Annotated in this window: 21 protein-coding genes; 14 read left to right on the top strand and 7 right to left on the bottom strand. The window is 59.2% G+C overall.

All coding sequences use genetic code 11. From position 1 onward, the window contains the following. Window positions 1–121: 121 nt before the first annotated feature. On the bottom strand, window positions 122–472 hold the full coding sequence (locus tag HF955_RS13020) for a helix-turn-helix transcriptional regulator (protein WP_291075583.1): 351 nt from the start codon (window positions 470–472) through the stop codon (window positions 122–124). 162 nt (window positions 473–634) lie between these two features. On the opposite strand from HF955_RS13020, the gene HF955_RS13015 reads away from it, so the two are divergent. From HF955_RS13015 to HF955_RS13005, 3 genes are all read left to right on the top strand, one after another. Beyond that, window positions 635–934 carry a hypothetical protein gene (locus HF955_RS13015; RefSeq protein ID WP_027838694.1) on the top strand — a complete coding sequence of 100 codons (300 nt, stop codon included), beginning with the start codon at window positions 635–637 and terminating at the stop codon, window positions 932–934. Between the two features lie 158 nt (window positions 935–1,092). Then, window positions 1,093–3,480: a transketolase gene (locus tag HF955_RS13010; protein WP_291075580.1), complete on the top strand. Its 2,388-nt coding sequence runs from the start codon at window positions 1,093–1,095 to the stop codon at window positions 3,478–3,480. 85 nt (window positions 3,481–3,565) lie between these two features. Then, complete coding sequence (locus HF955_RS13005; protein ID WP_291075578.1) at window positions 3,566–4,000, top strand: hotdog fold thioesterase; 435 nt, start codon at window positions 3,566–3,568, stop codon at window positions 3,998–4,000. Between the two features lie 7 nt (window positions 4,001–4,007). Here the strand turns inward: HF955_RS13005 and HF955_RS13000 are convergent, their stop codons facing one another. After that, on the bottom strand, window positions 4,008–5,405 hold the full coding sequence (locus tag HF955_RS13000) for an MFS transporter (RefSeq protein ID WP_291075576.1): 1,398 nt from the start codon (window positions 5,403–5,405) through the stop codon (window positions 4,008–4,010). A gap of 82 nt (window positions 5,406–5,487) precedes the next feature. Then, a complete protein-coding gene (locus tag HF955_RS12995; RefSeq protein WP_291075575.1) occupies window positions 5,488–6,390 on the bottom strand; it encodes an ROK family protein in 903 nt (300 codons plus the stop codon). 213 nt (window positions 6,391–6,603) lie between these two features. Here HF955_RS12995 and HF955_RS12990 point away from each other — a divergent pair, with 213 nt between their 5' ends. After that, window positions 6,604–7,572, top strand: a complete 969-nt coding sequence (locus HF955_RS12990; RefSeq protein WP_291075573.1) for a hypothetical protein — start codon at window positions 6,604–6,606, stop codon at window positions 7,570–7,572. A 31-nt stretch (window positions 7,573–7,603) separates the two neighbouring features. Here HF955_RS12990 and HF955_RS12985 read toward each other — a convergent pair whose 3' ends face one another. From HF955_RS12985 to HF955_RS12970, 4 genes are all read right to left on the bottom strand, one after another. Further along, a complete protein-coding gene (locus tag HF955_RS12985; RefSeq protein ID WP_291075571.1) occupies window positions 7,604–8,620 on the bottom strand; it encodes a LacI family DNA-binding transcriptional regulator in 1,017 nt (338 codons plus the stop codon). Between the two features lie 168 nt (window positions 8,621–8,788). Next, the gene (locus tag HF955_RS12980; RefSeq protein ID WP_291075569.1) at window positions 8,789–11,131 is read right to left on the bottom strand and encodes a TonB-dependent receptor; all 2,343 of its coding nucleotides are present in this window, start codon (window positions 11,129–11,131) and stop codon (window positions 8,789–8,791) included. Between the two features lie 368 nt (window positions 11,132–11,499). Further along, the gene (locus tag HF955_RS12975) at window positions 11,500–12,441 is read right to left on the bottom strand and encodes a nucleotidyl transferase AbiEii/AbiGii toxin family protein (protein WP_013301472.1); all 942 of its coding nucleotides are present in this window, start codon (window positions 12,439–12,441) and stop codon (window positions 11,500–11,502) included. Continuing rightward, a complete protein-coding gene (locus HF955_RS12970; RefSeq protein ID WP_291075567.1) occupies window positions 12,438–13,031 on the bottom strand; it encodes a hypothetical protein in 594 nt (197 codons plus the stop codon). Before HF955_RS12970 ends, HF955_RS12975 begins: the two co-directional genes overlap by 4 nt. A gap of 617 nt (window positions 13,032–13,648) precedes the next feature. On the opposite strand from HF955_RS12970, the gene HF955_RS12965 reads away from it, so the two are divergent. From HF955_RS12965 to HF955_RS12920, 10 genes are all read left to right on the top strand, one after another. Then, window positions 13,649–14,035, top strand: a complete 387-nt coding sequence (locus HF955_RS12965; protein WP_034813575.1) for a hypothetical protein — start codon at window positions 13,649–13,651, stop codon at window positions 14,033–14,035. Window positions 14,036–14,093: 58 nt separating this feature from the next. Then, window positions 14,094–15,935: a copper resistance system multicopper oxidase gene (locus HF955_RS12960; protein WP_272987647.1), complete on the top strand. Its 1,842-nt coding sequence runs from the start codon at window positions 14,094–14,096 to the stop codon at window positions 15,933–15,935. Then, window positions 15,932–16,735 (top strand): copper resistance protein B, encoded by an 804-nt coding sequence (locus HF955_RS12955; RefSeq protein WP_034813580.1) that lies wholly within the window; start codon window positions 15,932–15,934, stop codon window positions 16,733–16,735. Before HF955_RS12960 ends, HF955_RS12955 begins: the two co-directional genes overlap by 4 nt. 9 nt (window positions 16,736–16,744) lie before the next feature. Continuing rightward, window positions 16,745–17,839, top strand: coding sequence for a DUF2231 domain-containing protein (locus HF955_RS12950; RefSeq protein ID WP_291075565.1), 1,095 nt, complete (start codon window positions 16,745–16,747; stop codon window positions 17,837–17,839). 135 nt (window positions 17,840–17,974) lie between these two features. Further along, entirely contained in the window at window positions 17,975–18,229 is a 255-nt protein-coding gene (locus HF955_RS12945; protein ID WP_034798659.1) for a hypothetical protein, read from the top strand. Window positions 18,230–18,282: 53 nt separating this feature from the next. Then, on the top strand, window positions 18,283–20,508 hold the full coding sequence (locus HF955_RS12940; RefSeq protein ID WP_084419937.1) for a copper-translocating P-type ATPase: 2,226 nt from the start codon (window positions 18,283–18,285) through the stop codon (window positions 20,506–20,508). 17 nt (window positions 20,509–20,525) lie between these two features. Further along, window positions 20,526–21,026: a DUF411 domain-containing protein gene (locus HF955_RS12935; RefSeq protein WP_034827461.1), complete on the top strand. Its 501-nt coding sequence runs from the start codon at window positions 20,526–20,528 to the stop codon at window positions 21,024–21,026. Next, window positions 21,023–22,366: an APC family permease gene (locus HF955_RS12930; protein WP_291075563.1), complete on the top strand. Its 1,344-nt coding sequence runs from the start codon at window positions 21,023–21,025 to the stop codon at window positions 22,364–22,366. The genes HF955_RS12935 and HF955_RS12930 overlap by 4 nt, the downstream gene beginning before the upstream one ends. Further along, on the top strand, window positions 22,363–22,812 hold the full coding sequence (locus HF955_RS12925) for an ion channel (RefSeq protein WP_034827464.1): 450 nt from the start codon (window positions 22,363–22,365) through the stop codon (window positions 22,810–22,812). Before HF955_RS12930 ends, HF955_RS12925 begins: the two co-directional genes overlap by 4 nt. 63 nt (window positions 22,813–22,875) lie before the next feature. Further along, complete coding sequence (locus HF955_RS12920; RefSeq protein ID WP_081815021.1) at window positions 22,876–23,445, top strand: DUF305 domain-containing protein; 570 nt, start codon at window positions 22,876–22,878, stop codon at window positions 23,443–23,445. Window positions 23,446–23,486: the final 41 nt, after the last annotated feature.

The following is a 23,486-nucleotide window of genomic DNA, read 5'->3' as shown; positions in this document are numbered from 1 at the left end:
CCCTTCCTGTCGAAGGGACCCCTAAGTCATTTCTCGAAGCTGCGTTCTGCGCCGCAACCTTCGTTTCAATCTCACTCACCCCAGCGGCCGACGCCCGCGCACCGCCTGGCACATCCCGGCCTCATGTCAGCAAATCGACCGGAACCTCCAATGCGTCGGCCAGCCGCTTCGCCGTTTTCAACCCGTAGGACATGCCCCGCTCGATTGCGGAGATGTGGTTGGGGCGAATGCCGCACAGATCGCTCAGATCCTTCTGCGTCATCAGGCGGTACTGGCGCACAACGCGAACCGGGTTTTCACCTTCCTCGATGCGTTCCATGATCTCTTCGGGAACGTTGACGGCTGCCTCGCTTTCCACGGCATTCAGCTGCTGTGTCAGACCCGCAATGGACTGTTCCAGCTCGCCAACCTTCTTCTCAAGATCCAAAACCTTGATTTCCAAGGAATAAACCAGTTCGTAGTCGCTCGACACCGCACCGCCCCTTTGCAATTGCCGCAGCGATATGCGCGTTTCTGTACGGTTTAATGTCGGCAGTGAAAAACTTTTGTGACAGCCGCACCCCTCACCCCGGCCACGCCCGGTTAACCGAATCGGATCGACACTTGCGACCAGCCAGGATCACGGGAGCTTGCCATGTCGATCAAATGGATCCGTCGCCGCGCGCATATCCGCCGGCTGCCGTCAGGGCGAACCGTCGAGGTCGCCCCCTCCTGGATGCCGGTGGAGCGTAGCGACAGTGCCGGGCCGGAAAAATCCTTTCATTCGGCCTGTCCGATCTGCGACGCGCCGATCCTGAGCCAGCGCATGCCGAATGGCGGCTGGGTTCACTACGAACGCCATCGCAACTTCAGCCGCATCAAGCATCCCTGTTTCTACCGGGGCGATGACATGTCACCGGAACGCGACACCGAGACCGGGGACCTGTTCGCCTGAGAGGCTGGCCTGGACATTCCCTCGAAGCCAGCATGGCTTTGCCCTGATTTTGGCATGAACAGGGATGATCTGACCGTATTCCGGTGATACCAAGCCTCAATCATTCCATGCGAGGCCGCCACGATGGCCCGGCCTCCCCGCGACAGAGCAAACCGATCATGACCGATGTGACCGCACTGAAATCCATGGAACAGCGTCTGCTGTGGCTGTCTTCGTGGATTGTGCACAATGCCAACCATCTGCGCCCCAAGGAAGACGGGGATGTGAAGGTTGGCGGGCATCAGGCCTCCTGCGCCTCGATGGTGTCGATCATGACGGCGCTTTACTTCCATACGCTGCGGCCCGAGGACCGGGTGGCCGTCAAGCCGCACGCTTCCCCCGTCTTCCACGCCATGCAGTACATGATGGGTAACCAGACGCGCGAAAAGCTGGAGAACTTCCGCGGATTCGGCGGCGCACAATCCTATCCCAGCCGTACGAAAGACGTGGACGATGTCGACTTCTCCACAGGCTCGGTCGGCCTCGGCGTGGCGATCACGGCCTTTGCCTCCCTGATGCAGGATTATCTCGAAGCGAAGTCATGGGCCGGCAAGCGCCCGCTGGGCCGGATGATCGCGCTGGTCGGCGATGCAGAGCTGGATGAAGGCAATGTATATGAATGCCTTCAGGAAGGCTGGAAGCATGATTTGCGCAACACCTGGTGGGTGATCGACTACAATCGCCAGAGCCTGGATGGGGTTGTGCATGAAGGCCTGTGGGAAAAGATCGACGCCATCTTCAAGGCGTTTGGCTGGCGCACTGTGGTGCTGCGCCATGGCGTGCTGCAGCGCGCGGCGTTCGAGGAGCCCGGCGGAGAGGCGTTGAAAGCGTGGATCCAGTCCTGTCCGAATACGGATTATTCGGCCCTCACCTATCAGGGCGGCGCTGCCTGGCGCCAACGCCTGCTGGACGATATCGGCGATCAGGGCGATGTGACCAGCCTGCTGGAAAAGCGCAGCGACGAGGAATTGTCCGCGCTGATGAACAATCTCGGCGGCCAGTGCGTGGAGACGCTGACCGATGCCTTTGACAGCATCACGGATGACCGGCCGACGGTCTTCCTGGCCTACACGATCAAGGGCTGGGGCACGCCGCTGGCCGGGCACAAGGACAATCATGCCGGGCTCATGAACCCGCCGCAAATGGCAGACTTCCAGAAACGGATGGGCGTGCCTGAGGGCCGGGAATGGGACAAGCTGGCGGGCATCGAGGATCCGGACGCCCTGCAGGCGCTGATGGACGGCGCGGCCTTCTTCTCCGAAGGGCGCCGCCGCTTTGAAGCCCCGCGCGTGACGAGCGCCGGTCCGGTCTTCCTGGATGACCGGACCCAGTCGACACAGGCCGGTTTCGGGAAGATCCTCGACGCGATCGCCAAGACCGACAGCGAACTGGCGGACCGGATCCTGACCACCTCACCCGATGTCACCGCGTCGACCAATCTGGGCCCCTGGGTGAACCGGCGTAGCCTGTTCGCGCGCAAGGCAAAGGGGGACACGTTCCGGGAGCAAAGAATTCCGTCCACGCAGAAATGGCAGTTCTCGCCGGAAGGCCAGCATGTGGAACTGGGCATTGCAGAAATGAATCTGTTCCTGATGCTGGGCGCTGCTGGCCTGTCGCACAGCCTGTTCGGCGAGCGTATCCTGCCCATCGGCACGGTCTACGATCCCTTTGTGGCGCGCGGCCTCGATGCGCTGAACTATGCCTGTTACCAAGATTCCCGGTTCATCATTGTCGGGACCCCGTCAGGCGTCACGCTGGCCCCGGAAGGCGGGGCGCACCAATCCATCGGCGCACAGCTGATCGGCATGAGCCAGGACGGCCTGGTCTCGTTCGAGCCGGCCTTCCTGGACGAATTGTCGATCATCATGGACTGGTCGTTCGACTATCTGCAGCGCAGCGGCGAAGGCGATCCGGACGAGCGGACCTGGCTGCGCGACGAAACCGGCGGATCGGTCTATCTGCGGCTGACGACACGCGCGATTGACCAGTTGGGCCTGAAAGCCCGTGACGATGCAGACTTCCGCCGCGGTGTCGTGGATGGCGGCTACTGGCTGCGCGAACCGGGACCGAATTGCGAAGTGGTGATCGCCTATCAGGGTTGTGTCGCGCCGGAAGTGATCGAGGCTGCCGGTCGCATCGGCAATGACCGTCGAGATATCGGCGTGCTGGCCATCACATCGGCCGACCGGCTGAATTCCGGCTGGACAGCGGCGCGGCGGGCCCGGGCGCGCGGACACGCCAATGCCACAAGCCAGATCGAACGCCTGATGGGGTCGGTCTCGCGCGATGCGACGCTGATCACGGTGACCGACGGCCATCCGGCAACGCTGGCCTGGATCGGCTCTGTCATGGGCCACCGGACGGCGCCACTCGGCGTGGAGCATTTCGGACAGACCGGCACGATCAATGACCTCTATCGCCACTTCATGATCGATGCCGACGCCATTGTAGCGGCCGCCGACCACCTCTCCGCCGGCCGCAAGATCCGCCTCGCGAAAGAAGTCTGACCTCACTTGCCTCCGCGTCACCGGGGACGCGGGGAAAGCGCTTTGATAGGCTTGCCTCGATATTGACTGACCGGAGCCTTCACACATGTCGATTTGGAAGAACGGCACCCCCGACCCTGCCTCGCTGACGCGATACGATACGGACACGCTGGTCACGCATCTGGGGATCGAAGTCGTCGAGGCAACAGAAAACTCCCTGACCGCCCGAATGCCCGTGGATAAACGCACAGTGCAACCGCATGGGCGGCTGCACGGGGGCGCGTCCGTGGCGCTGGCGGAAACCGTCGGGTCCATCGCCGCCAATCTGACACTGGACAGCCATGAACGCGTTGGCGTGGGTCTTGAAATCAACGCCAATCACGTCCGCCCGGTGAAGGATGGTTTCGTCTATGCCACCGCGACACCCGAGGCATTGGGGCGCACCACGCAGATCTGGTCCATTCGCATCACCGATGAAGCCGGACGCCTGGTCTGCATTTCACGGTTCACTGTGGCCGTGATCGCTGCGCAGCAGGCCTGACGCCCCTTCAGCCCGCGCTGGCCGACTCGCTGCGCCGCACGCTCAAATCCTGCTCGATGCGGGCCAGCAAGCGGCGGTCGATTTGATAGAAACACATCAGGCTCCCGGCGCAGAGAAAGAACAGGCCCGGTACGATGTTGAACATCATGCGAATGCCGGCAAGGGCCGTCTCGCTCTGGATCTGCGCGACGCCGTCCAAAGGCGCAACGAAGCCGAACCCGGCAAGGACAGCTGACGGAATCGCCACGCCGACCGCTGAGCCGAATTTCAACGAGAACATGGACGCCGAAACCGTCAGTCCGGCACTGTTCTTTCCGGATTTCCACTCTCCGTACTCCGAACAGTCCGTATACATGGCGAAGAGCAAGGTGATCATGATGCCGAAACAGAACATCATCACCGTGTGGGACACCATGGCGATTGCGAAGCCGGTGGGTGCCAGATAGTTCACGATCAGAGCCGCGGCGGCAAGGAAGTTCGCCGCAATCATGAGGCGCTTTTTTCCGGACCGGCCCGACAGGACGGGAGTCAGCAGCGCGCCAAACAACTGGCCAACAAAGCCGACCGTGATGATGAGCGAGGCGGAATCCATCCACCAGAGCATTTTGCCATCCCCCAACCCCATATTGTACTTCGCGAAGAAGGCCACCGAGGACAGCCGCCCGATCAGGCCGATCACGATCAGTACACCGGAAATGGCCAGCACGACCCAGGAAATGTTGCGGACCAGCACGGCAATATCCTGCGACACATTGGATTTCTGAGGCCGGTCGGGCGTCGTCCGCTCCCGCGTCCCCGCAAACGTGATCAGGAACAGGATGACGGACAGGATGGCAAACAGGATGATGGTGAGCCGGAACCCGGTCACCTCGTCCCCGCCGCCCAGCCAGTCCACAAGGGGCTTGGTTGTCGCCCCCACGAGAATCGAGCCGAGCGAGGCAAAGATGAACCGGTACTGGGTGGCCCGCGTACGCTCCTTGCTGTCGGGATGGATGACGGCCAGAAGCGCCGAGTACGGCACATTGATCGCGGTATAGGCCAGCATCACGAGGGAATAGGTGACATAGGCATAGATCAGCTTTCCGGTCTGCCCGAAGTCCGGCCCCAGGAACAGGAGATAGCCGAGCAAGGCGTAAGGAATGATCGTCCAGAGAATATAGGGGCGGTACTTGCCCCAGCGCGTATTCGTCCGGTCAGCGAGCAGCCCCATGGCCGGGTCGGTCAGCGCATCCGCCCAGCGCGTGATAAGGAACATGAAGGCAGCATGTCCCGGATGGATGCCCCAGACATCCGTATAATAGTAAAGCAGGAAGATGCCGAAGAACCCGTTATAGAAATTCGACGCCATGTCGCCGAGGCCGTAGGCGATCTTTTCCCTGACACTCAAAGGTGGATGGCTGGTCATTCTGATTCCTCCCGGCGGCTGGATCTTATCAGGGTCCCTTGGCCGCGTATCGTTCACGTCTCGTGCATTTCATTCAATCCGGTCACCGGCGCGGGGCGCGGATTGAGCGGGCGAGCCATATCGCGCCATGGAGCCCGGCATCATCCCCCAGCCCCGGGCGGTGGATGATATCGGCCCCTGTCAGCGGGCGATCAACGAGATAGTCCGCCATCTGCGTGTCATAGGCATCCCGAACGCGTTCCAGAAGATGCGGCGCAAGCATGAGCCCCCCGCCAAGGATGATCTTTTCAAGTCGCAGCGTCAGGGAAAGGGATCGACAGGCCTGCGCCAGGTAATCGGCGATGATCGGCCAGCCATGATGGTTTGCCGGAAATTCCACAGGGTCACCCCAGCGGGCGCGGATGGCCGTAACCGAGGCCAGCCCCTCCAGACAGTCTGAATGAAACGGGCAAACACCCTTGAAAGCCGCATCCTCTGGATGCCTGCGAAGCGGAATGTGCCCGAATTCCGGGTGCACCGGTTTTCCAACCAGTCCACCATTCAGAAACATGCCGGCGCCAATCCCGGTGCCGATGGTGACATAGGCCGCTGACCGGGCCTGTGCGGCCGCGCCCGACTCCATCTCGGCCAGAAGCGCGCCGTTCACGTCCGTGTCGATCCTGATTTCGGTCTGGAGCGCAGATGAAAAATACCCGATGAGATCGGTATGGCTCCAGCCCGGTTTTGGAGTCTTCAGGATGGATCCGTAGGATGAGGCCTCCGGGTCCACACCAAGGGGACCAAAACTGGCGATGCCGAGCGAAGCAAGCCGCGTCTCGCCCATCACCTTGCGGAAAAAATCGGCGCATCCTGCCAGGGTCTGCTCTGGCGTGGAGACCGGGACGCGTTGCCGGGACAGCAGATTGCCGGATTTATCGGCAACGCCGCATTTGAATGTGGTGCCGCCGGCATCGATTCCGCCAAAGACAGGTTCCGGGCTGTTCATGACGAGATGACACGCCTTTTCAAAGAAAAAATTACAATCGATTGCATTTCGCGTAGCATGGGCTTAGGCTGCAAGGCAACCGGATAATAAAACAGGCCGATCCGCTTTATGTATTTCAAGACTCCTCCTGTTCCCTCGGCACATTCCGAGCTCTTCCATGGCGGAATTGATCACCCCGAGCTGTGGCTGTGGGACAGCTGGACACTGCAGGAGATGCCCGGCTCCTGGCATCTTTACTGCCTGGCCCTGAGCCGGCGCGATTCCGACGGCGCCGCCATCCTGCCACCCGACAGGAATGATTTCACCTTTCATGTGCGCCATTTCACGTCGGCTGATGATGGTCGGTCCTGGAGGGACAAAGGCGCGATCGGCACGCCGGGAGGTGTGGCCGACGGCGCGGACGCCAGAAATGTGTGGAGCGGATCTGCCCTGCACCTGGAGGATGGCCGCATTGCGCACGGCTTCACCGGAGTACGCGATCGCGGACCGGACCGGGGCTATCTGCAGACAATCTGCATTGCCATTGCACCAGCGCCCGATGCCCCCTGGACGGCGCCGGACGCAGCAATCAGCTGTCCGGAACGCGACTATGATGCCATCACGGCCAAGGGCTTCTATCTCGGTCCGAAGGACCAGCTTGGCAGCAATTCCGGTGAAGACGGCGGACCTATCCTGGCCTGGCGCGACCCTTACCTGTTCACGACACCGGACGGCGAGTTGCATGCAGTCTGGTCAGCGAAGATTGCGCCAGCCGTGCCCGCCATTGCCCATGCGCGGCTGGCCGTGGACGGTGACCGGATCGTGCTTGCAGACTTGAGCGCGCCGATCGAGCTGCCGGATGCGTCGCTGATGACCCAATCCGAAGTGCCGAAAGTATACCGAGACGCGGCGTCGGGCGACTATCTGCTGCTGGTTTCAGCCTGTGACCGGCAATATGAAGGACAGCCGACCCGTGACTGCAGCCACATTCACCGCCTGTATCGCAGCCCGCGCCTGACCGGACCGTGGCATACGTTCCGCCCCGATGACAGCGCGCTGCCGGGTGTGGACGGTCTGTTCGGTGCGAGCCTGGTTCACCATGATGCAGCGGCAGGCCGGTTCACGCTGCTCGGCCCCTATACGGAGAATGCGGGACCGGACCGCCAGCTGCGCTTTGCTGCGCCAGTGGACATTCGCATCTGACGGGCCCGGCGAAGCCGGTCAGCGTCGCCGCTCAGCTCACCTTCGTGGACCCACGCACGATGAGCCGGGTCGGCGTAAGCTGCGATTCAACCTCTTCACCGCTCAACTTCCGCAGGAGCAAATCGACCAGCAGTTCGCCGCCCCGGGCAATGTTCTGATCGATCGTCGTCAGGGGAGGCGTCGACAGCGCGGCTTGACCCACATTGTCATATCCCATGACGGGCATGTCTTCCGGCACTGACCGCCCCTTGGACTGCAGGGCCATGATGGCAGTCATCGCCAGCACATCTGATGCGGCGAAGACGGCATCGAAATCCGGACCGGTCTCGATGAAGTTCACCATTTCCTGAAATGCCGACTCGCCGCCGAATTCGACATTCAGCCTGAGCGCTGGATCGATCTCGACGCCGCGCGCGCGGTGCCCGTCTTCAAACCCATCCAGACGGAGGCGTACCTCGGGCAGTTCGGACGGACCGACAAACAGGATGCGCTTGTGCCCCAATGACAGCAGATGGTCGGCGGCCAGCCGCCCACCTTCCCGGTTGTCACTGCCCACGAGCGTGTAGTTGCCCTGTCCGATCTGACCACCCCAGACAACGACCTGGCGCGACAGCGGCCCCAGCGCCTCCAGACGGTTGGACCGCCCCGCCTGCCCGATGATGATCAGGCCGTCGGCCTTTCCGGTCCGCAACAGACGCTGTTCGGCGATCTGCTCTTCGCCTTTCGGGACACTTATGATGAGATCATAGCCGCGCTCTGAGGCGGCCTGGCTGACGGCACCGACCATTTCCAGATAGAAGGGATCGGAGATGGTCTGGCCGGATTCCGGACGCACCGGAACCACCATACCGATCACCTCCGTGGATTGCCGGCGGAGATTGCGGGCCGAGGCGTTGACGGCATAGCCGGTTTCTTCGGCAATCCTGAGGATTTCGGCCTTGGTGTTCTCCTTGACGAGCGGACTGTTGTTCAGGGCACGCGATACGGTCGACACGTCAACATTTGCCAGCCGCGCCAATTCGGCCATGGTGATTTTCCGGGGCTTCATAATTCTCTGTTTCCTGCGCTCATGCGGCCTTTGTGGACATGTTAAACATGAACCGGCGCGATCCTACCCCATATTTGCAATTCGATTGCAAAATGACTTACGGGATTCCCTGAAACGAAAACAGCCCGCCAACGGGCGGGCTGTCAGCTTGTGGCAGGGAGGCGGCACTCAGAATGCGTAGCGCACTGTGGCCGAGATCGTCCGGCCGTTGATCGGACGGTAGCGGACGAAATCACCAATCGCCGGATTGCCCTCCTCGCCTTCGGTAAACCCGACCTCGTCCAGAAGGTTGTTGGCTGCGAGGCTGAGGGTGAGATTGTCCCGAAGCGCATAGTTGAGATACCCGCCCACGGTCGTATAGCCCGGCAGGTCGAACTGGTTGCTGTCCTGGACCGGGGCATCCCCGGTGCTGAAGATGTTCAGGCCGACATCGAACCGGTCACCCTCGAAATGGGGATTGATGTTGAACGTGTAGGGCGCCTGCCGCCGCGGACGATTGCCGAGATTGGCATTGGTGGACGGCCCGGCAATCTCGGAATCCGTCAGCGTGGCGTTGCCGGAAATGCCGAACCCGTTGCCGAAGTCGAAATCCCCCTCGATTTCGAGGCCGTTCGTGTCGAACTCGGTCTGGATCACGCTCTGGGTGGAGGCTTCGAACTGGGCGGCTTCGGCAACCTGCGCATCGAAATAGACAATGCTGACATCCCCGGCATCGAACCGGAAGCGCATGCCGATTTCGACCTGTTCCACGAAGTTCAGGAACAGATCGTCATTCGGCGAGGTCCCGATGCCGTTCACGACGACCAGATTGCCCGTCGACCGGTCCGGCGCCGTCAGCGAGGCCCCTTCGGAATAGTTGGCAAAGATCGCGAGATCGTCATTCACCCGGTAGTTCGCCCCGAGCGAATAAGAATCGAAGTCTGCGTCATAATTGGTACGGACGGTGGCGGAAGGGTCGAAGCGCTGCGCACCCTGTTCATTGGTATCAATCGTGCCGTCGCCGTCCACATCGAAAGGACCGGTGATGGCCGTTCCGAACCCGATATATTGACCGGAGACGGAATTGTCAGTCCGGCGATAGGAGGCTTCGATGGTGAGATCGTCGAGATCGAAGTTCGCTGAAATGTACGGCGCGACCTGCTCGATGTCGAAATCCCAGTACACGGTACAGCAATTGCCGAAATTGGGGTTACCGAAACTCTGGCCATTGATGAAGGATCCATCCAGCGGATTGAGGAAGGCGCTGTTCGGATCATCGGTGATGAAGCGCCCGCCCCGCAGGACAGCGCGCGCATCATTGAAGCTCCATTGCTGCTCGCTGGCCTGGTCAGCGTAGAAGATGCCGGCCTTCAGGGTCACGAAATCGAATGCACCCGTGATCGCCACATCGCCGAACAAGTTGCCGACATCTGGCACGGAAGTGTTGAACAGGACGAAATTGATGTTGGACGAGCCGTCGGCATTGGTGCTGTCGAGGCTGGCCGGGAATGGCGAGTAGAAATTGCCGGAAATATCGGCCCAGCGTCCTTTTGCGTCGAGGGTGAACAGGTCTGTCAGATCATAGGAGCCCTCAAAGCCGAGCGACGTCATTTCGGCCTTGAAGCCCTCTTCCACCCGGTCGCGGGAATCCCCGAGGCGCAGGGCAATGTCGTTGATGCCCAGCGACGTGGTACCGGAACCGAGGTCCAGGCCGTTCAGCGCGCCGATGGAACCATCATTCTGTACAATGCCCGGAAGCGGCAGGAAGGTCGGCACCCGGTCATCCAGATGCTTGAAGCGGACAACGAAATCCCCCTTCTCGAAATCCTTCCCGACGGATGCCTTGATCTGGAAACCTTCTTCCTGATCGCTTGCCGTTTCGCGCACGCCTTCGCCGGTCCGGGCGAAACCGCCAATATGGTAGTAGATGCCATTGTCCAGCACGTCGCCAAATTCGGCGTCGAGGCGCAGGGCATCATAGTCAATGCCGCTCGTGAGCGCCACGGAGCCGGCCCGTTCGGTCGGTTTGCGGGACATAAGATTGATGATGCCGCCGGCCGCATTGGGCGCCTGAGTCGACGCGGAGCCGCCCCGAATGGACTGAACCGAACCAATGGTTGTGTCGACGCGCAGATAGCTGTCGGCCGTGCTGAACGCGACATCGCCAACAAGCAGGGTCGGGAATCCGTCTTCCTGCAGAGAAAGATACCGGGATCCGCCCGACGCGATCGGCATGCCGCGCACCTTGATGTTCGCATTCGCGTCACCGCCAGTGTCCTCCGACTTGACGCCAGGCAGCGCGCGGAACAATTCATTCACGGAACGGGGCGCCAGATCACGAATGGCCTGCTCCGGCAGCGCCGAGACAGACGCAGAGGAATCAAAGATCGTGGTATCCTTGGCAACGCCGGTCACGATGACGGTCTGCTGGCGGGCTTCGGCCTCTTCGGGAACTTCCTGCGCCGCCGCGCCGAATGACCAAAGGGCGAGCGCGCTAACGCCCAAAAACAGTCCCTGCGTGGTAACAGACATTCGTTCTTCCTCCCTGTCGAATGCTCCAGCCGGTTGACCCGGCTTGTCGAGCATCAGCTGGCCACAAAATACAATCGATTGCAATAACAAATTACAATCGATTGTATTTTATCCGAGCACGCCAGTCATCGTCCCGATCCGCTTGCGTGTGTCTTGTTGTTGTCTCCATGGGCGACCTCGGCCGGCTTCATGCAGGAGAAGTCTAGCGGATTCTCGCGCTGGTTTCGCCCCGGCAAACACGAGAAACCCCTGGAACCATGAAGATTCCAGGGGCTTTTTGGGTGCGGGAGGGCGCACCCAACAAAAGAGTAAGCTAGTAATTCCTTTTATTTCAGAGGGTTAGAGGTTTCCCTGCGAGCAACGATCATTCAAAGTTCCGGCAGGCGCCGGCTGATGCGTGCCAGAATATCGTCAAAGAGTGCAGGCTCCCTGTAGTAAAGCGCTCGTGACTTCGCATAAGCGTCCGCGTACGCCTTTCGCGTTTCTGCGTCGCTCAACAGAAAGGCTTCGTTCCTGGTGAGGTCCGGTTCATCTGCCTTGCGGAACCTTTTGGCCTTGTGGTCCTTGTACGCGTCTGTTCCGATGAACTCTTTCACTGAGGCGTCAGCGAGCAGGCAGTACACGTCATAATAGTGGCGCATGAAATTGACAGGCATGTCGCCGTCCGCCTGCTGCTTTCGGAATTTCGTTGAGATGGTCTGGAGCTTTTCGACAAAAGTATAGCCCGGCTCATAGCAAGGCACATCGACCGCGCGGGTGTCGGTCAGGTCTGCAATCCCACTCTCGACTGCAAGTTCGTAAGCCCAGGACGAAATCGTACATGGCCGGTTCGGCGCCACCTGGTCGAACCCGACTTCGAGCAGGATGCCTGCCTTCAGCCCTTCTGGCAGTGGATTCACCGACTCATACTTCAATCGAATGCCTGCGCCGCGATAGTGGCGTGTGTCGTCGAACTCTTCGTCGCGGACCACTTCGATAATGCCAGGAATTTTGATGGCTTCGGCCAGACCGTTGAAGAATTCGAGACGCGCCTTTACCTGCGCAGGCTTGTTGTGGTTTGGGCCATACTGGAGGTCGGTCTCTGGGTGGATCAGGATGTCGATGTCTTCCGAAAAACGGTCGATGAGGCCGTATCCCTTTGACAGCGAAGTTCCGCCTTTCAGCTCAAACTTATAGTCAAGCTGCTGCAGTCCCCAGAGGCAGTGCATCAACCAGTAGTCTTTTTCGATGAGGCCCGGATCGATAGTGTTGTTTCGCGCAGCAACAGCGATGAGGTCGGCAAAATCAGGCAGTGCGTGCAGGAGGGTCACGCGGCGGTTGCCTGATCAGGGTTCAATACAGGCTTTAGGAGCCTTGCAGCCCGCGCCGATCCGAAATCCTTCACCGCACGTGACAGTCGCGCGCGGTCCATACGTCGCGCACGCCTAAGTGCCTTGGGAAGCACTGCTGCCTTTTCCTCGGGAAGCCGATCGAGGTTGTGCAACAGATCCACCAGGAGGAATTCTTCGCTGAGGTTTGAAGGAACAGAGGTCCGCATGCGGAAGTCATAGCGTCGGCCATCCAGCTCGAAATGGCCGTGCCGTTTGCGATTATAAACTACCGGCTCATTGTAGAGCTGCGTCATTCCCAATTCGAGGCTGTTATAGGCGTTTGGCGAAACCATAAGAAACCGGTCATCCCCTAGGAATGACTCAACCAGCTTCTCCGGCTTGGCGGGTGCCTGCCCGAACCGAGTTTTCTTCGGAGCCATATAGAGCCCTGCCCCAACCTTTTCGAGGCGTCCTTCGTCAAGCAGCTGTCCAACATGTCGATCGACAGCGTTTGACCAGGTCGCAAGCTCCTTGCGCCGGTACACCTGTCCGGGGCGCAATTTCCTTTTTAGTTTTGCAAGCGCGGTCATGTTCTGTCTCCATCACCCACAATATAGGGGTCATGCTCCATATTATGCAACATTTCTTATTAAAAAGTCATGCACAACAAAGACAATAAATACTCTCGACACAGGTGCAAGATATTGATTTTACGATGTTTTATAGAATGAGGAAGCAGGTCTCTTAATCACCGGAATGGCACAATCTGTACTAAACAAAAGGGTCTGGGGTCCAATTTATTTATGAATTGAAGCTCGTACGCAGCGAAACCAGGTTGCCCTTTCGCCAAGAGCCGACAATGGATTCCGAACCGCGAGTGACGCGCCCGGTAATCGTGCTTGAAATTAAATTAATTCAACGCACTATGGCGCTCGAAACTTCGCTTGTTGTGCAGATTGTTTGCAATTTGTAGTGCAAACTGTGGTGCAGCCCTTTCGTGTTGTCAAAGTTCGACGCTGCCTATCAGCGACATTCGCATCGCTAACATGATTTGCTGGCCGTTCAAATTCGCGCTGGAGCGTAGCCATGCAACTTTTCGCTCGGGACTGACCCGCGGGTCTGGGTTGATCCTGCTCCGTTACGACAAACCTTGAGTGCTCAGAGGTTCTTTCTTGATTTAAACCCCTATGGGGTATAAGTGGTAGTCATGAACTTTGTTGTCGCAACTCTCGTGACGGTATTTTTCAGCCTGTCGCAGGTGCTCTGCGCGTGTCCCGTCGATATGTCGGCGACGAACAGCATGGCAACCGAGTTCACCGCTCATTCTCACCAGGCGCCCGCCGATGGGCCTGAGGCGCCCTGCGATGATGAGACTGATCACTGCAAGCTTCAGACAGCAACGGTCGCCCAAGCCGACAAGACGGCGAACCCGGTCCAGCACGTATTAGGCGATACGACGCCCATCGGGCTTGCTACACCCTCATGGCAACACGCATGGAAGCGCGTCGTCAATGTCCGCACGCCCTGGCCTGAGGTCCGAAGTTACCTGCTGCAACAAACGCCAGTCACATTAAAGGTGCGTTCCCTGAGCTGATTTCGTGCGTCGCTGCATTAGCAGCCCGATTGCATAAATTCACCTCACGGAGACGATTATGTTGAACAGACGACATATGCTGCAGACGGTGCTCGGCACCGGCGCAGCCTGGGGGGCAAGCAGCCTCCTGCCCGCTTGGGCAAAATCTTCCAGCAACGGAAACCTTGGTGTGCCCTCACTTTCGGGCACGCGCTTCGACCTCGAAATCGGGCAGTTCCCGGTCAGGCTCAACGGCAAAGTCGGTATGGCAACCGGAATCAATGGCACACTTCCCGGTCCGCTCTTGCGGTTGCGCGAGGGCGATGACGTTACAATGAACGTCACCAACCGGCTTGCCGAAGACACTTCGATCCATTGGCACGGACTGCTTGTCCCCTTCCATATGGACGGCGTGCCGGGCGTCAGCTTCCCGGGCATCAAACCGGGCGAAACGTTCAAATATCAGTTCAAGGTGCCGCAAAATGGCACTTACTGGTATCACTCCCATTCTGGTCTGCAGGAACAACTCGGCCATTACGGTCCGATCGTCATAGATCCGGCAGGTACAGACCCAGTGGCTTATGACCGGGAATATGTTCTCGTCCTCAGCGACTGGAGTTTCACGCATCCGCACCGGATCTTCGACAAGCTCAAGAAGAATGCCGAGAGCCTGAATTTCAACCGCCCGACCCTGTCGAACCCAACCGGACTTGGCGGCATGTGGGGGCAGATGCGAATGAGCCCGCGCGATCTCGCAGACGTGACCGGCGAAACCTACACCTACCTGATCAATGGCCATTCGACGGCCGATAATTTCAATATGGTCTTCCAGCCGGGCGAGCGGGTTCGCCTGCGCATTATCAACGCCTCCGCCATGACCCTCTTCAATGTCCGCCTCCCGGGCTTGCCGATGACGGTGGTCCAGGCCGACGGTCTGAATGTCCAGCCGGTTGAGACCGACGAGTTCCAGATGGGCGTGGCCGAGACGTATGATGTCATCATCGCGCCGACCGAAGCGCGCGCCTACGCCTTTGTTGCCGAATCGATCGACCGCTCCGGCCAGGCCGTCGCCACGCTCGGCCCGCGTGCCGGTATGCGGGTCGATGCGCCTGCGCTTCGAGCTGTGCCGATGCTGACCATGCGGGACATGGGAATGGCCCATGGAGACATGGCGGGCATGTCAGGCATGGGGAGAATGGATCATGGTCCGGACACCGCGACGGCCGGGGACGACATGAAAGGCCACGACATGGGTGCCATGTCGATGATGCCCGATCCTCATGGTCCGGCGGTCCAGCCCGTCAAGATTGAAGCAGATATAGAGCGCGGCCCCGGTGTCGCAAAAGTATCAGGCATGACGATGAGCCGCTTGGGCGAACCCGGTCTCGGGCTTGATGATGTCCCCCACCGCACGCTCACCTATAACCAGCTTCGCGCGCTCGACATGAATGAGGACCATCGCCCGCCTGGCCGCGAAATTGTCATTCATCTGACGTCGAACATGGAACGCTACATGTGGTCGTTCGACGGTGTAAAATTCTCCGAGGTAACCGAGTCAATCAAGTTCTACGAGGGTGAACGTGTTCGCCTGACGCTCGTAAACGATACAATGATGCCACACCCGATCCATTTGCACGGCATGTTTTTCGATCTCGTGAATGGCGGTGGTCATCACATGCCTCGAAAGCACACAGTAACGGTCAAGCCTGCAGACAGGGTCAGCGTCGACATCACCGCAGAACATGTCGGTGACTGGGCGTTCCACTGCCATCTGCTTTACCACATGCACGCTGGCATGATGCAGGTCGTCAGCGTCATTCCGCCAGCAGACGATACGACACCAGCTGAAAAAATGCCGGCAGGTCAGATGAATATGCCGATGGACCATCACGGCATGAACCATGGGGAGGGAAAATCATGATGAAACCGAATTTGGCAGCCCCTCTCCTCCTCGGCTTCGCGCTCTACGCGACCGGCAGCGCGTTCGCGGAAGACACAAATCAAACCCCGCCCTGGGATCAGGCCGACGCCATCTACGGCGAGGATGCAATGGCGGACGCTCGCCGGGACGTTCTTGCGGAAGGCGGAGACCAGAAGAGCTTCTACATCCTCTTCAACCAGCTCGAGGCTCAGATGTCTGACGAGGGCGACAGTTTGTACTGGAACGGACAGGCTTGGTATGGGGGCGATATCAACAAGCTCTGGTTCAAGAGCGAGGGCCGCGCCTCTCTGAATGGAGAGGGCGTGGATGATGCCGAGATCCAGGCGCTCTATTCCCGCGCGGTTGCGCCTTTCTGGAATGTTCAGGCGGGCGTTCGCTACGACATCGAACCGGATAGTCTCGCGCATGGGGTCGTCGCACTGAATGGTCTGGCGCCCTACTGGTTCGAAGTCGACGCTTCCGCCTTTCTCAGTGAAAAAGGCGATGTAACGGCCCGCATCGAGGCTGAATATGAGTTGCTCCTGACCCAGCGGTTGATCTTGCAGCCTCGGATCGAAGCAAATCTTTCCGCGCAGGACATACCGGAAAGGGAAACGGGCGCGGGACTTAGCACACTCGATGCCGGCTTGCGGCTTCGTTATGAAATCAGGAGGGAGTTTGCGCCTTATGTCGGCGTCGAATGGCAAAGCGCCTTCGGTGAGACACGCGACATGATCAAAGCCGCAGGCGGTGAAGGCGACGATATCGTCTTTCTCGTGGGCCTGCGGACCTGGTATTAGGAGAACAAAATGGGCGGTTTCATAGAACCCAATATTCACCCCGTGCTGGTGCATTTTACCTATGCCCTCGGCACATCTGCAGCCTTGGCATATGTGGCTGGCCTCCTCGTACCTGCAGGCCGCTGGCGCGACAGCCTTCGACCGGCCGCCGACTGGATGCTGGCATTGGCTGCCTTGGCGGTTCTGGCCACCATCGCGGCCGGGTTTCAGGCCTATTACAGCGTTGCTCACGATGCGCCGTCCCATGAAGCGATGACAACCCATCGCAACTGGGCTGTTCCCACGGGCCTCGCATTACTGGCCCTCGCCGGTTGGCGCTGGCTGAGAAGGGCCTCGTCGCCCGACCCGGTATTTGCGATCAGTGCCCTGGCGGTGGCAGGTCTTTTGACGGTTACAGCGTGGTGGGGAGGCACAATTGTCTACAAGTACGGACTTGGCGTGCAGACCCTTCCTGAAGCCAGCGGGCCAGGCCACGATCATGATCATGGCGGCGGAGCCGGTCATGGCGACCAAGGCACCGTAAATTCAACAGACGATCATCAAGACGCTCACGGAGCGCCTCCATCCGACACGATGGATGGATCATCGGCGAGCGGCGATGGACATGATCACGACCATACCGACGGCGCAGCTGATCGAGAAATGTCAGGCACGGTCCCCGCCGGACACGACAACTCCGACGGCCATCACGACACCAAACCGGTCTCGACTGATGAACAGGCGATCCTGGATATCATGGCCGCGATCGAAACCGGTTGGGAGACCGGCGATGGCGAACTGTTCCGACAGAACTTTCTCGACTGGTCAGGCGCCCGGTACTTTGAGTCAGGCGGCGAGAATACTGGCCTGCTCGACCTTGTCGAAAATCATGTCGAGCCCGAAAAAGATACCATTCCGGATCTCGAACTCGACTTCTCGAATATAGACGTGCAATTCGAGGGAAGTGACTTTGCATGGGCTGTCGCGGACACAGCGATCAGTGGAACGTTCAGCTCCAATGGCGAACGCCTGGAGCGTATCGGGAAACAAACGGTGCTGTTCCGCAAGGTCGCCGGCACCTGGCAGGTCATTCACACGCACTCGTCCTCCCGTGCGCCTCGATAAGGAGGAAATCCAAACTGCCGCTTGCCGGCCAAGTTGAAAAGCAACCGGCAAGCGGCGATGATATTGAATATACCCCCTAGGGGTATTATACTATGACTGTCCTACTTGCTCTTGCCTGGACCGCTGGAGGTCAGAATGAAAATTATCCCCGTCGGACACTCGCTGTCTCTGTTCCTGCTCGTCAGTTATTTGCTGTGCGTCGGCTGGGGGAGTGTGACGCCGTCCAGCCTTCACATGCATCCAGCATGGCAGGATCTACTGCCCGGATTTGAGTTTGGAACGCTGACTGGTTTCCTGATCGGCCTTGTCGAGAGCTATCTCTATGGCTGGTACATCGCCCTTCTGTTCGTTCCCTTGTTCAACTTCTTCAACCGAAACAGCAGCGCATAAAAGTGATGCATACCCTCATCCTGTGAAGCACTCCTGCTGAAAGAGTCAGAGCCATGACCAACGACACTTCTCACGCCCATTCCGGACATGCGTGCCATCACAACGATCAGGCCGCTCCAGAGAAGCCCGATGATGCCTATGACAAGGTTCCGATCGGCTATGCCGGCACCGTCTGGACCTGTCCCATGCATCCGCAGGTACGCGAAACTGCCAATACAGGCTGCCCGATCTGCGGCATGGCGCTCGAACCGGAAACGGTGACGGCCGAGCAGGATACCAGCGAACTGGATGACATGACGCGGCGCTTCTGGGTCGCCCTTGTCTTCTCGGCGCCACTGCTCGCCTTTGTCATGGGCGAAATGATTCCCGGCAGCCCGCTCAGGCACTGGATTGATCCGACATGGAGTGTCTGGCTTCAGGCCCTGATCGCGACTCCCGTTGTCGTTTGGGCCGGCTGGCCTTTCTTCGTGCGCGGCTGGCAATCCGTGAAGCGACGCAACCTCAACATGTTCACCCTGATCGCGATGGGCGTCGGCGTGGCCTATATTTATTCCCTGGTCGCAACATTCGCGCCCGGCATATTTCCCGATTCATTCCGTGGGCATGGCGGCGCGGTAGCAGTCTACTACGAGGCGGCCGCCGTCATCGTTACGCTGGTTTTACTTGGCCAGGTGCTCGAACTGCGCGCGCGCAACGCCACCTCAGGAGCCATTCGTGCACTGCTGGAGCTTGCCCCTGCTACTGCGCGCAGGATTGCTGACGATGGCAGCGAACAGGATGTCGATCTCGCGGATGTAAAGTCTGGCGACAAGCTGCGGGTCCGGCCAGGTGAGAAGATCCCGGTCGATGGCGAGGTCGTCGACGGCCATGGGTCGGTTGACGAGTCCATGGTCACCGGCGAACCCCTGCCCGTCGAAAAAGCCGCTGGCGCCCGTGTGACCGGCGGCACGGTCAACGGAACCGGGTCGCTCGTTATGAAGGCGACACATGTGGGCGAAGACACGCTCTTGTCCCAGATTGTCCGAATGGTTGCCGCCGCTCAGCGGTCCCGAGCTCCAATCCAGCGGCTCGCTGATCTCGTCGCTGCCTGGTTCGTTCCGGCTGTTATTGGAATTGCAATCCTGACCTTTGTCGTGTGGGCCGTGTTCGGACCCGACCCGGCGATGGCTTTTGCGATCGTGAATGCCGTTGCCGTCCTGATCATCGCATGTCCCTGTGCGCTAGGTCTGGCAACCCCGATGTCGATCATGGTCGGCACGGGCAAGGGCGCGTCCAACGGCATCCTGATCAAGAATGCTGAAGCGTTGGAGACGCTTGAGAAGGTCGATACGATCGTGGTCGACAAGACCGGGACGTTGACGCTCGGACGCCCCGAACTGGTACGCGTCCAGCCAGGCGAAGGCTTCGACGAAGCCTCGTTGCTTAGTCTCGTAGCCGCGGTGGAACGTTTGAGCGAGCACCCACTTGCCGACGCGATCGTGCGTGGCGCAAAAGGCAAGGGCGCGCCTCACAAGGATGCGCACGGATTTGAATCCGTCACTGGCGAAGGTGCGCAGGCAAGCGTCGACGGCCAAACCGTCGCCATCGGCAACAGAAAGATGATGCAGCGGATCGGGGGCTGGTCTGACGACCTCGGGACACGCGCTGACCAGTACCGCACCGAAGGCCAGACGGTTATGTTCGCCGCCGTCGACGGAAAACCGGCAGGCCTTGTCTCTGTGGCGGACCCGATCAAGGAGACGACACCGGAAGCCATCAGACGTCTTCATGCCGAAGGGTTGAAGATTGTGATGTTGACAGGTGACAATGAGACGACAGCACGCGCGGTCGCCGACAAGGTCGGCATCGATGAGGTTCACGCCGACGTCTCGCCTGAAGACAAGCATCGGATCGTGTCCGAACTCCAGAAGAACGGTGCCCGCGTGGCCATGTGCGGTGACGGCATAAATGATGCGCCCGCGCTCGCTCAGGCGGATGTCGGAATCGCCATGGGAACCGGAACCGATGTGGCCATGGAGAGTGCCGGTGTAACGCTTGTGAAAGGCGATCTGATCGGGGTCGCAAAGGCCCGGGAGCTCAGCCACGCCACGATGCGCAACATCCGCCAGAACCTGTTCTTCGCGTTCTTCTACAATACGCTTGGCGTGCCGGTTGCCGCTGGCATTCTGTATCCCTTCTTCGGCTTGTTACTGAGCCCGATGATCGCGGCGGCCGCCATGAGTTTCAGCTCCGTATCTGTTATCGGCAACGCCTTGCGGCTGAGAACCCTTAAACTCTAATTTTCCGGAGCACAGACATGTCCAGACCACTTGCTATGAGCGCGCTCGGTGCGCTGATGATTGCAGCCCTGATAGCGGGCGTGATGCTCTTCTCCGCGTCACCCGCAGCCAACGCGCAAACAGTCACTGTACACAAGACGCCATGGTGCGGTTGCTGCGCCGCCTGGGTGGACCACCTGCATGACGAGGGTTTCTACGTCATCGTGAAAGAGGAAGAGGACCTGACACCCATTCGGTCACGGCTTGGTGTTCGGGATGAACTGATGAGTTGCCATACCGCAGAAGTCGACGGATATGTCGTTGAAGGTCACGTTCCCGCTCGGGAAATACGACGCTTGCTCGAAGAAAAGCCTGACGTCAACGGCGTCTCGGTGCCCGGCATGCCGCAAGGCTCTCCCGGCATGGAAACACCGAACGCGCCAGATCGGTATGATGTCATCATCTTCTCTGGAGAGGATGCCAGGACATATGCCTCCTATCGGGGAACGCAATTGGTCTCCGAACAGGCAAGACCATGAGTGAGGATGACTACAAGCAAGGGTCACTGACGCTGGCGGGCACCGTCGCCATGGGGACGGGCGTGATGATCGGTGCCGGCATCTTTGCCCTGACCGGTCAGGTCGCTGAATTTGCCGGCGACCTGTTTCCGCTCGCCTTCCTCACGGCAGCCATCATCAGCGGCTTCAGCGCCTATTCCTATATCAAGGTCTCCAACAAGTATCCTAGCGCCGGCGGCATCGCGATGATACTCCGCCGCGCTTACGGCCCGTCTACCGTGACCGGAAGCGCCGCCCTGCTGATGGCGTTCTCGATGATCATCAATGAAAGCCTGGTCGCCCGCACGTTCGGTACGTACACGCTGCAGCTGTTTGGCGTCGAGGGCGGCATATTCGTCCCCTTGCTGGCAATCGGACTGATTATCCTGGCTTTCGTGATAAATATTGCCGGTAATCAGGTGATCGGCGGCGTATCGAAGGTCACGGCTATTCTCAAGATTGGTGGCATACTGATTTTCGCGCTTATTGCGATCTGGGCTGCCGGATTCAGCTTCCAGCCAGCAGCAGATGGTTTCGCTGACAGCACATCTGCCGGTGGATTCCTGGCCGGCGTCGCGCTCGCCATCCTGGCCTATAAGGGATTCACCACCATCACGAACAGTGGCGACGAGGTGAAGCAACCGACCCGCAATGTCGGGCGGGCCATCATGATCTCACTTGCGATCTGCACTTTCATCTATCTCCTTGTCTGTTTCGCTGTCGGATCAACCCTCACTGTCTCGGAGATTGTTGCGGCGAAGGACTATGCCCTCGCCGAAGCGGCCCGGCCAGCACTTGGAAACTATGGATTGTGGTTCACAGTAACGATTGCGATCATCGCGACAGCTTCAGGCCTGCTTGCCAGCTTGTTTGCCGTCTCCCGCATGCTCGCCATGCTGACCGACATGAACCTGATTCCGCATAGACATTTCGGCATGCCCGGAACGGTACAGCGTCATACGCTCGTCTATACGGTTGTGGCTGCCGGATTGCTCGCGGCTTTCTTCGATCTCAGTCGCATCGCTTCGCTTGGCGCAATCTTCTATCTGGTCATGGATATCATCATCCATTGGGGCGTCTTCCGGCATTTGAGAAAGGATGTCGGCGCCGCACCTGCAATCCTTATCTGTGCGATAGCGCTCGATGCCGTCGTCCTGATCGCCTTCCTCCTCCTGAAGTGGCAAGCCGATCCAGTCATCATCCTGATCGCGGCTTTCGGCATGGTTGTAGTCTTTTCATTCGAGCATTTCTTTCTGAAACGTCTCCGCGACAATCCTCCCGGAGAGGAGTCCGGAAACAACCAGCACAAAGCCCATTCATGATCATTGCAACCTTGATCGGACTGCTCACTTTTGTGCTGGCAAGCACGGTGCATTATCTCGCACTGGCGCATCTGCACCGACGCCTGAACCATGAAGCGCGTTCAGGTCTCCCGATCGTTGTTTCGGGTATCGTAGGTGCAGGCCTGGCGCACCTCGCTGAGGCAGCGCTCTATGCAACCAGCTTTACGCTACTGGATGCCTTTGACTTGGGTGGTTTCAAGGGCGGCGAAGCGGACGGGTTCATGGACATATTCTATTTCTCCCTCGTCAACTACACATCGCTTGGGCTGGGCGATATCTATCCAACCGGACATTCGCGGTTCCTGGCGGGACTGGAATCACTCAATGGTTTCCTGCTGATTTCGTGCTCGGCATCCTTCATTTTCCTCCTGATGCGAAACCAAATGGATGGTCCAACTTCAGGCGGAATTCAAGCATCGGATTAACTCGGAACCTGTTCACACACTTCTCCGTTAGTCGTGGAAATACCCCACCACTGTATAAGGAGGATGTTGAAAGTGGATATGAAGAACAGTTATTGGCGGTTTGGCGCAATGATCATCACATCGATGATCGTGATGTTTGGGCTGATGTACCTCAACACCTATGCGTGGGAGCATGTTCGCTGGAGCGAAACGCGCTTCTACATGGCCTTCATCATGGGCGCCGCGATGGCCGTCGTGATGCTGAGCTTCATGCTCAACATGTACAAGGACAGCCGGATCAATTTCGGCATTTTCATTGGCGCTGCGGTCGTGTTCGTCCTGGCCCTCTGGCTGGTGCGCAGCCAGAGCACTGTCGACGACCGGTCCTACATGAAAGCGATGATCCCCCACCACTCCATTGCCATCATGACAAGTGAACGCGCCGGCATCGAGGATGTCCGTGTGCGCGAGCTTGCCGACGAGATCATCACGGCGCAGCGCCGCGAGATCAAGGAAATGGAATGGCTGATTTCCGACATCGCGGAGAATGGCCCGGCATCGACGGAAAGGGAGGCGGCGAGCCGCCCCGTTCCCCCCTTTGAAGGCACGCTCAATCCAGACGACGCTGCCGGGGCAGCCATCGCGGAGGACTAACGCGCCTTCCACGTCCAGTCAGACCCATTCGATCCCGAAAA

It is taken from the genome of Hyphomonas sp., from assembly GCF_017792385.1.
Lineage (GTDB): Bacteria > Pseudomonadota > Alphaproteobacteria > Caulobacterales > Hyphomonadaceae > Hyphomonas.
The sequence above is the reverse complement of the archived record's forward strand: the minus strand, read 5'-3'. Positions and strand labels throughout refer to the sequence as shown.

Coding starts and splice junctions, on each gene's coding strand:
- HF955_RS13015 (WP_027838694.1), top strand. CDS start 635: ATGTCGATCAAATGGATCCGTCGCCGCGCGCATATCCGCCGGCTGCCG.
- HF955_RS13010 (WP_291075580.1), top strand. CDS start 1,093: ATGACCGATGTGACCGCACTGAAATCCATGGAACAGCGTCTGCTGTGG.
- HF955_RS13005 (WP_291075578.1), top strand. CDS start 3,566: ATGTCGATTTGGAAGAACGGCACCCCCGACCCTGCCTCGCTGACGCGA.
- HF955_RS13000 (WP_291075576.1), bottom strand. CDS start 5,405: ATGACCAGCCATCCACCTTTGAGTGTCAGGGAAAAGATCGCCTACGGC.
- HF955_RS12995 (WP_291075575.1), bottom strand. CDS start 6,390: ATGAACAGCCCGGAACCTGTCTTTGGCGGAATCGATGCCGGCGGCACC.
- HF955_RS12990 (WP_291075573.1), top strand. CDS start 6,604: ATGCCCGGCTCCTGGCATCTTTACTGCCTGGCCCTGAGCCGGCGCGAT.
- HF955_RS12985 (WP_291075571.1), bottom strand. CDS start 8,620: ATGAAGCCCCGGAAAATCACCATGGCCGAATTGGCGCGGCTGGCAAAT.
- HF955_RS12980 (WP_291075569.1), bottom strand. CDS start 11,131: ATGTCTGTTACCACGCAGGGACTGTTTTTGGGCGTTAGCGCGCTCGCC.
- HF955_RS12970 (WP_291075567.1), bottom strand. CDS start 13,031: ATGACCGCGCTTGCAAAACTAAAAAGGAAATTGCGCCCCGGACAGGTG.
- HF955_RS12965 (WP_034813575.1), top strand. CDS start 13,649: ATGAACTTTGTTGTCGCAACTCTCGTGACGGTATTTTTCAGCCTGTCG.
- HF955_RS12960 (WP_272987647.1), top strand. CDS start 14,094: ATGTTGAACAGACGACATATGCTGCAGACGGTGCTCGGCACCGGCGCA.
- HF955_RS12955 (WP_034813580.1), top strand. CDS start 15,932: ATGATGAAACCGAATTTGGCAGCCCCTCTCCTCCTCGGCTTCGCGCTC.
- HF955_RS12950 (WP_291075565.1), top strand. CDS start 16,745: ATGGGCGGTTTCATAGAACCCAATATTCACCCCGTGCTGGTGCATTTT.
- HF955_RS12945 (WP_034798659.1), top strand. CDS start 17,975: ATGAAAATTATCCCCGTCGGACACTCGCTGTCTCTGTTCCTGCTCGTC.
- HF955_RS12940 (WP_084419937.1), top strand. CDS start 18,283: ATGACCAACGACACTTCTCACGCCCATTCCGGACATGCGTGCCATCAC.
- HF955_RS12935 (WP_034827461.1), top strand. CDS start 20,526: ATGTCCAGACCACTTGCTATGAGCGCGCTCGGTGCGCTGATGATTGCA.
- HF955_RS12930 (WP_291075563.1), top strand. CDS start 21,023: ATGAGTGAGGATGACTACAAGCAAGGGTCACTGACGCTGGCGGGCACC.
- HF955_RS12925 (WP_034827464.1), top strand. CDS start 22,363: ATGATCATTGCAACCTTGATCGGACTGCTCACTTTTGTGCTGGCAAGC.
- HF955_RS12920 (WP_081815021.1), top strand. CDS start 22,876: ATGTTGAAAGTGGATATGAAGAACAGTTATTGGCGGTTTGGCGCAATG.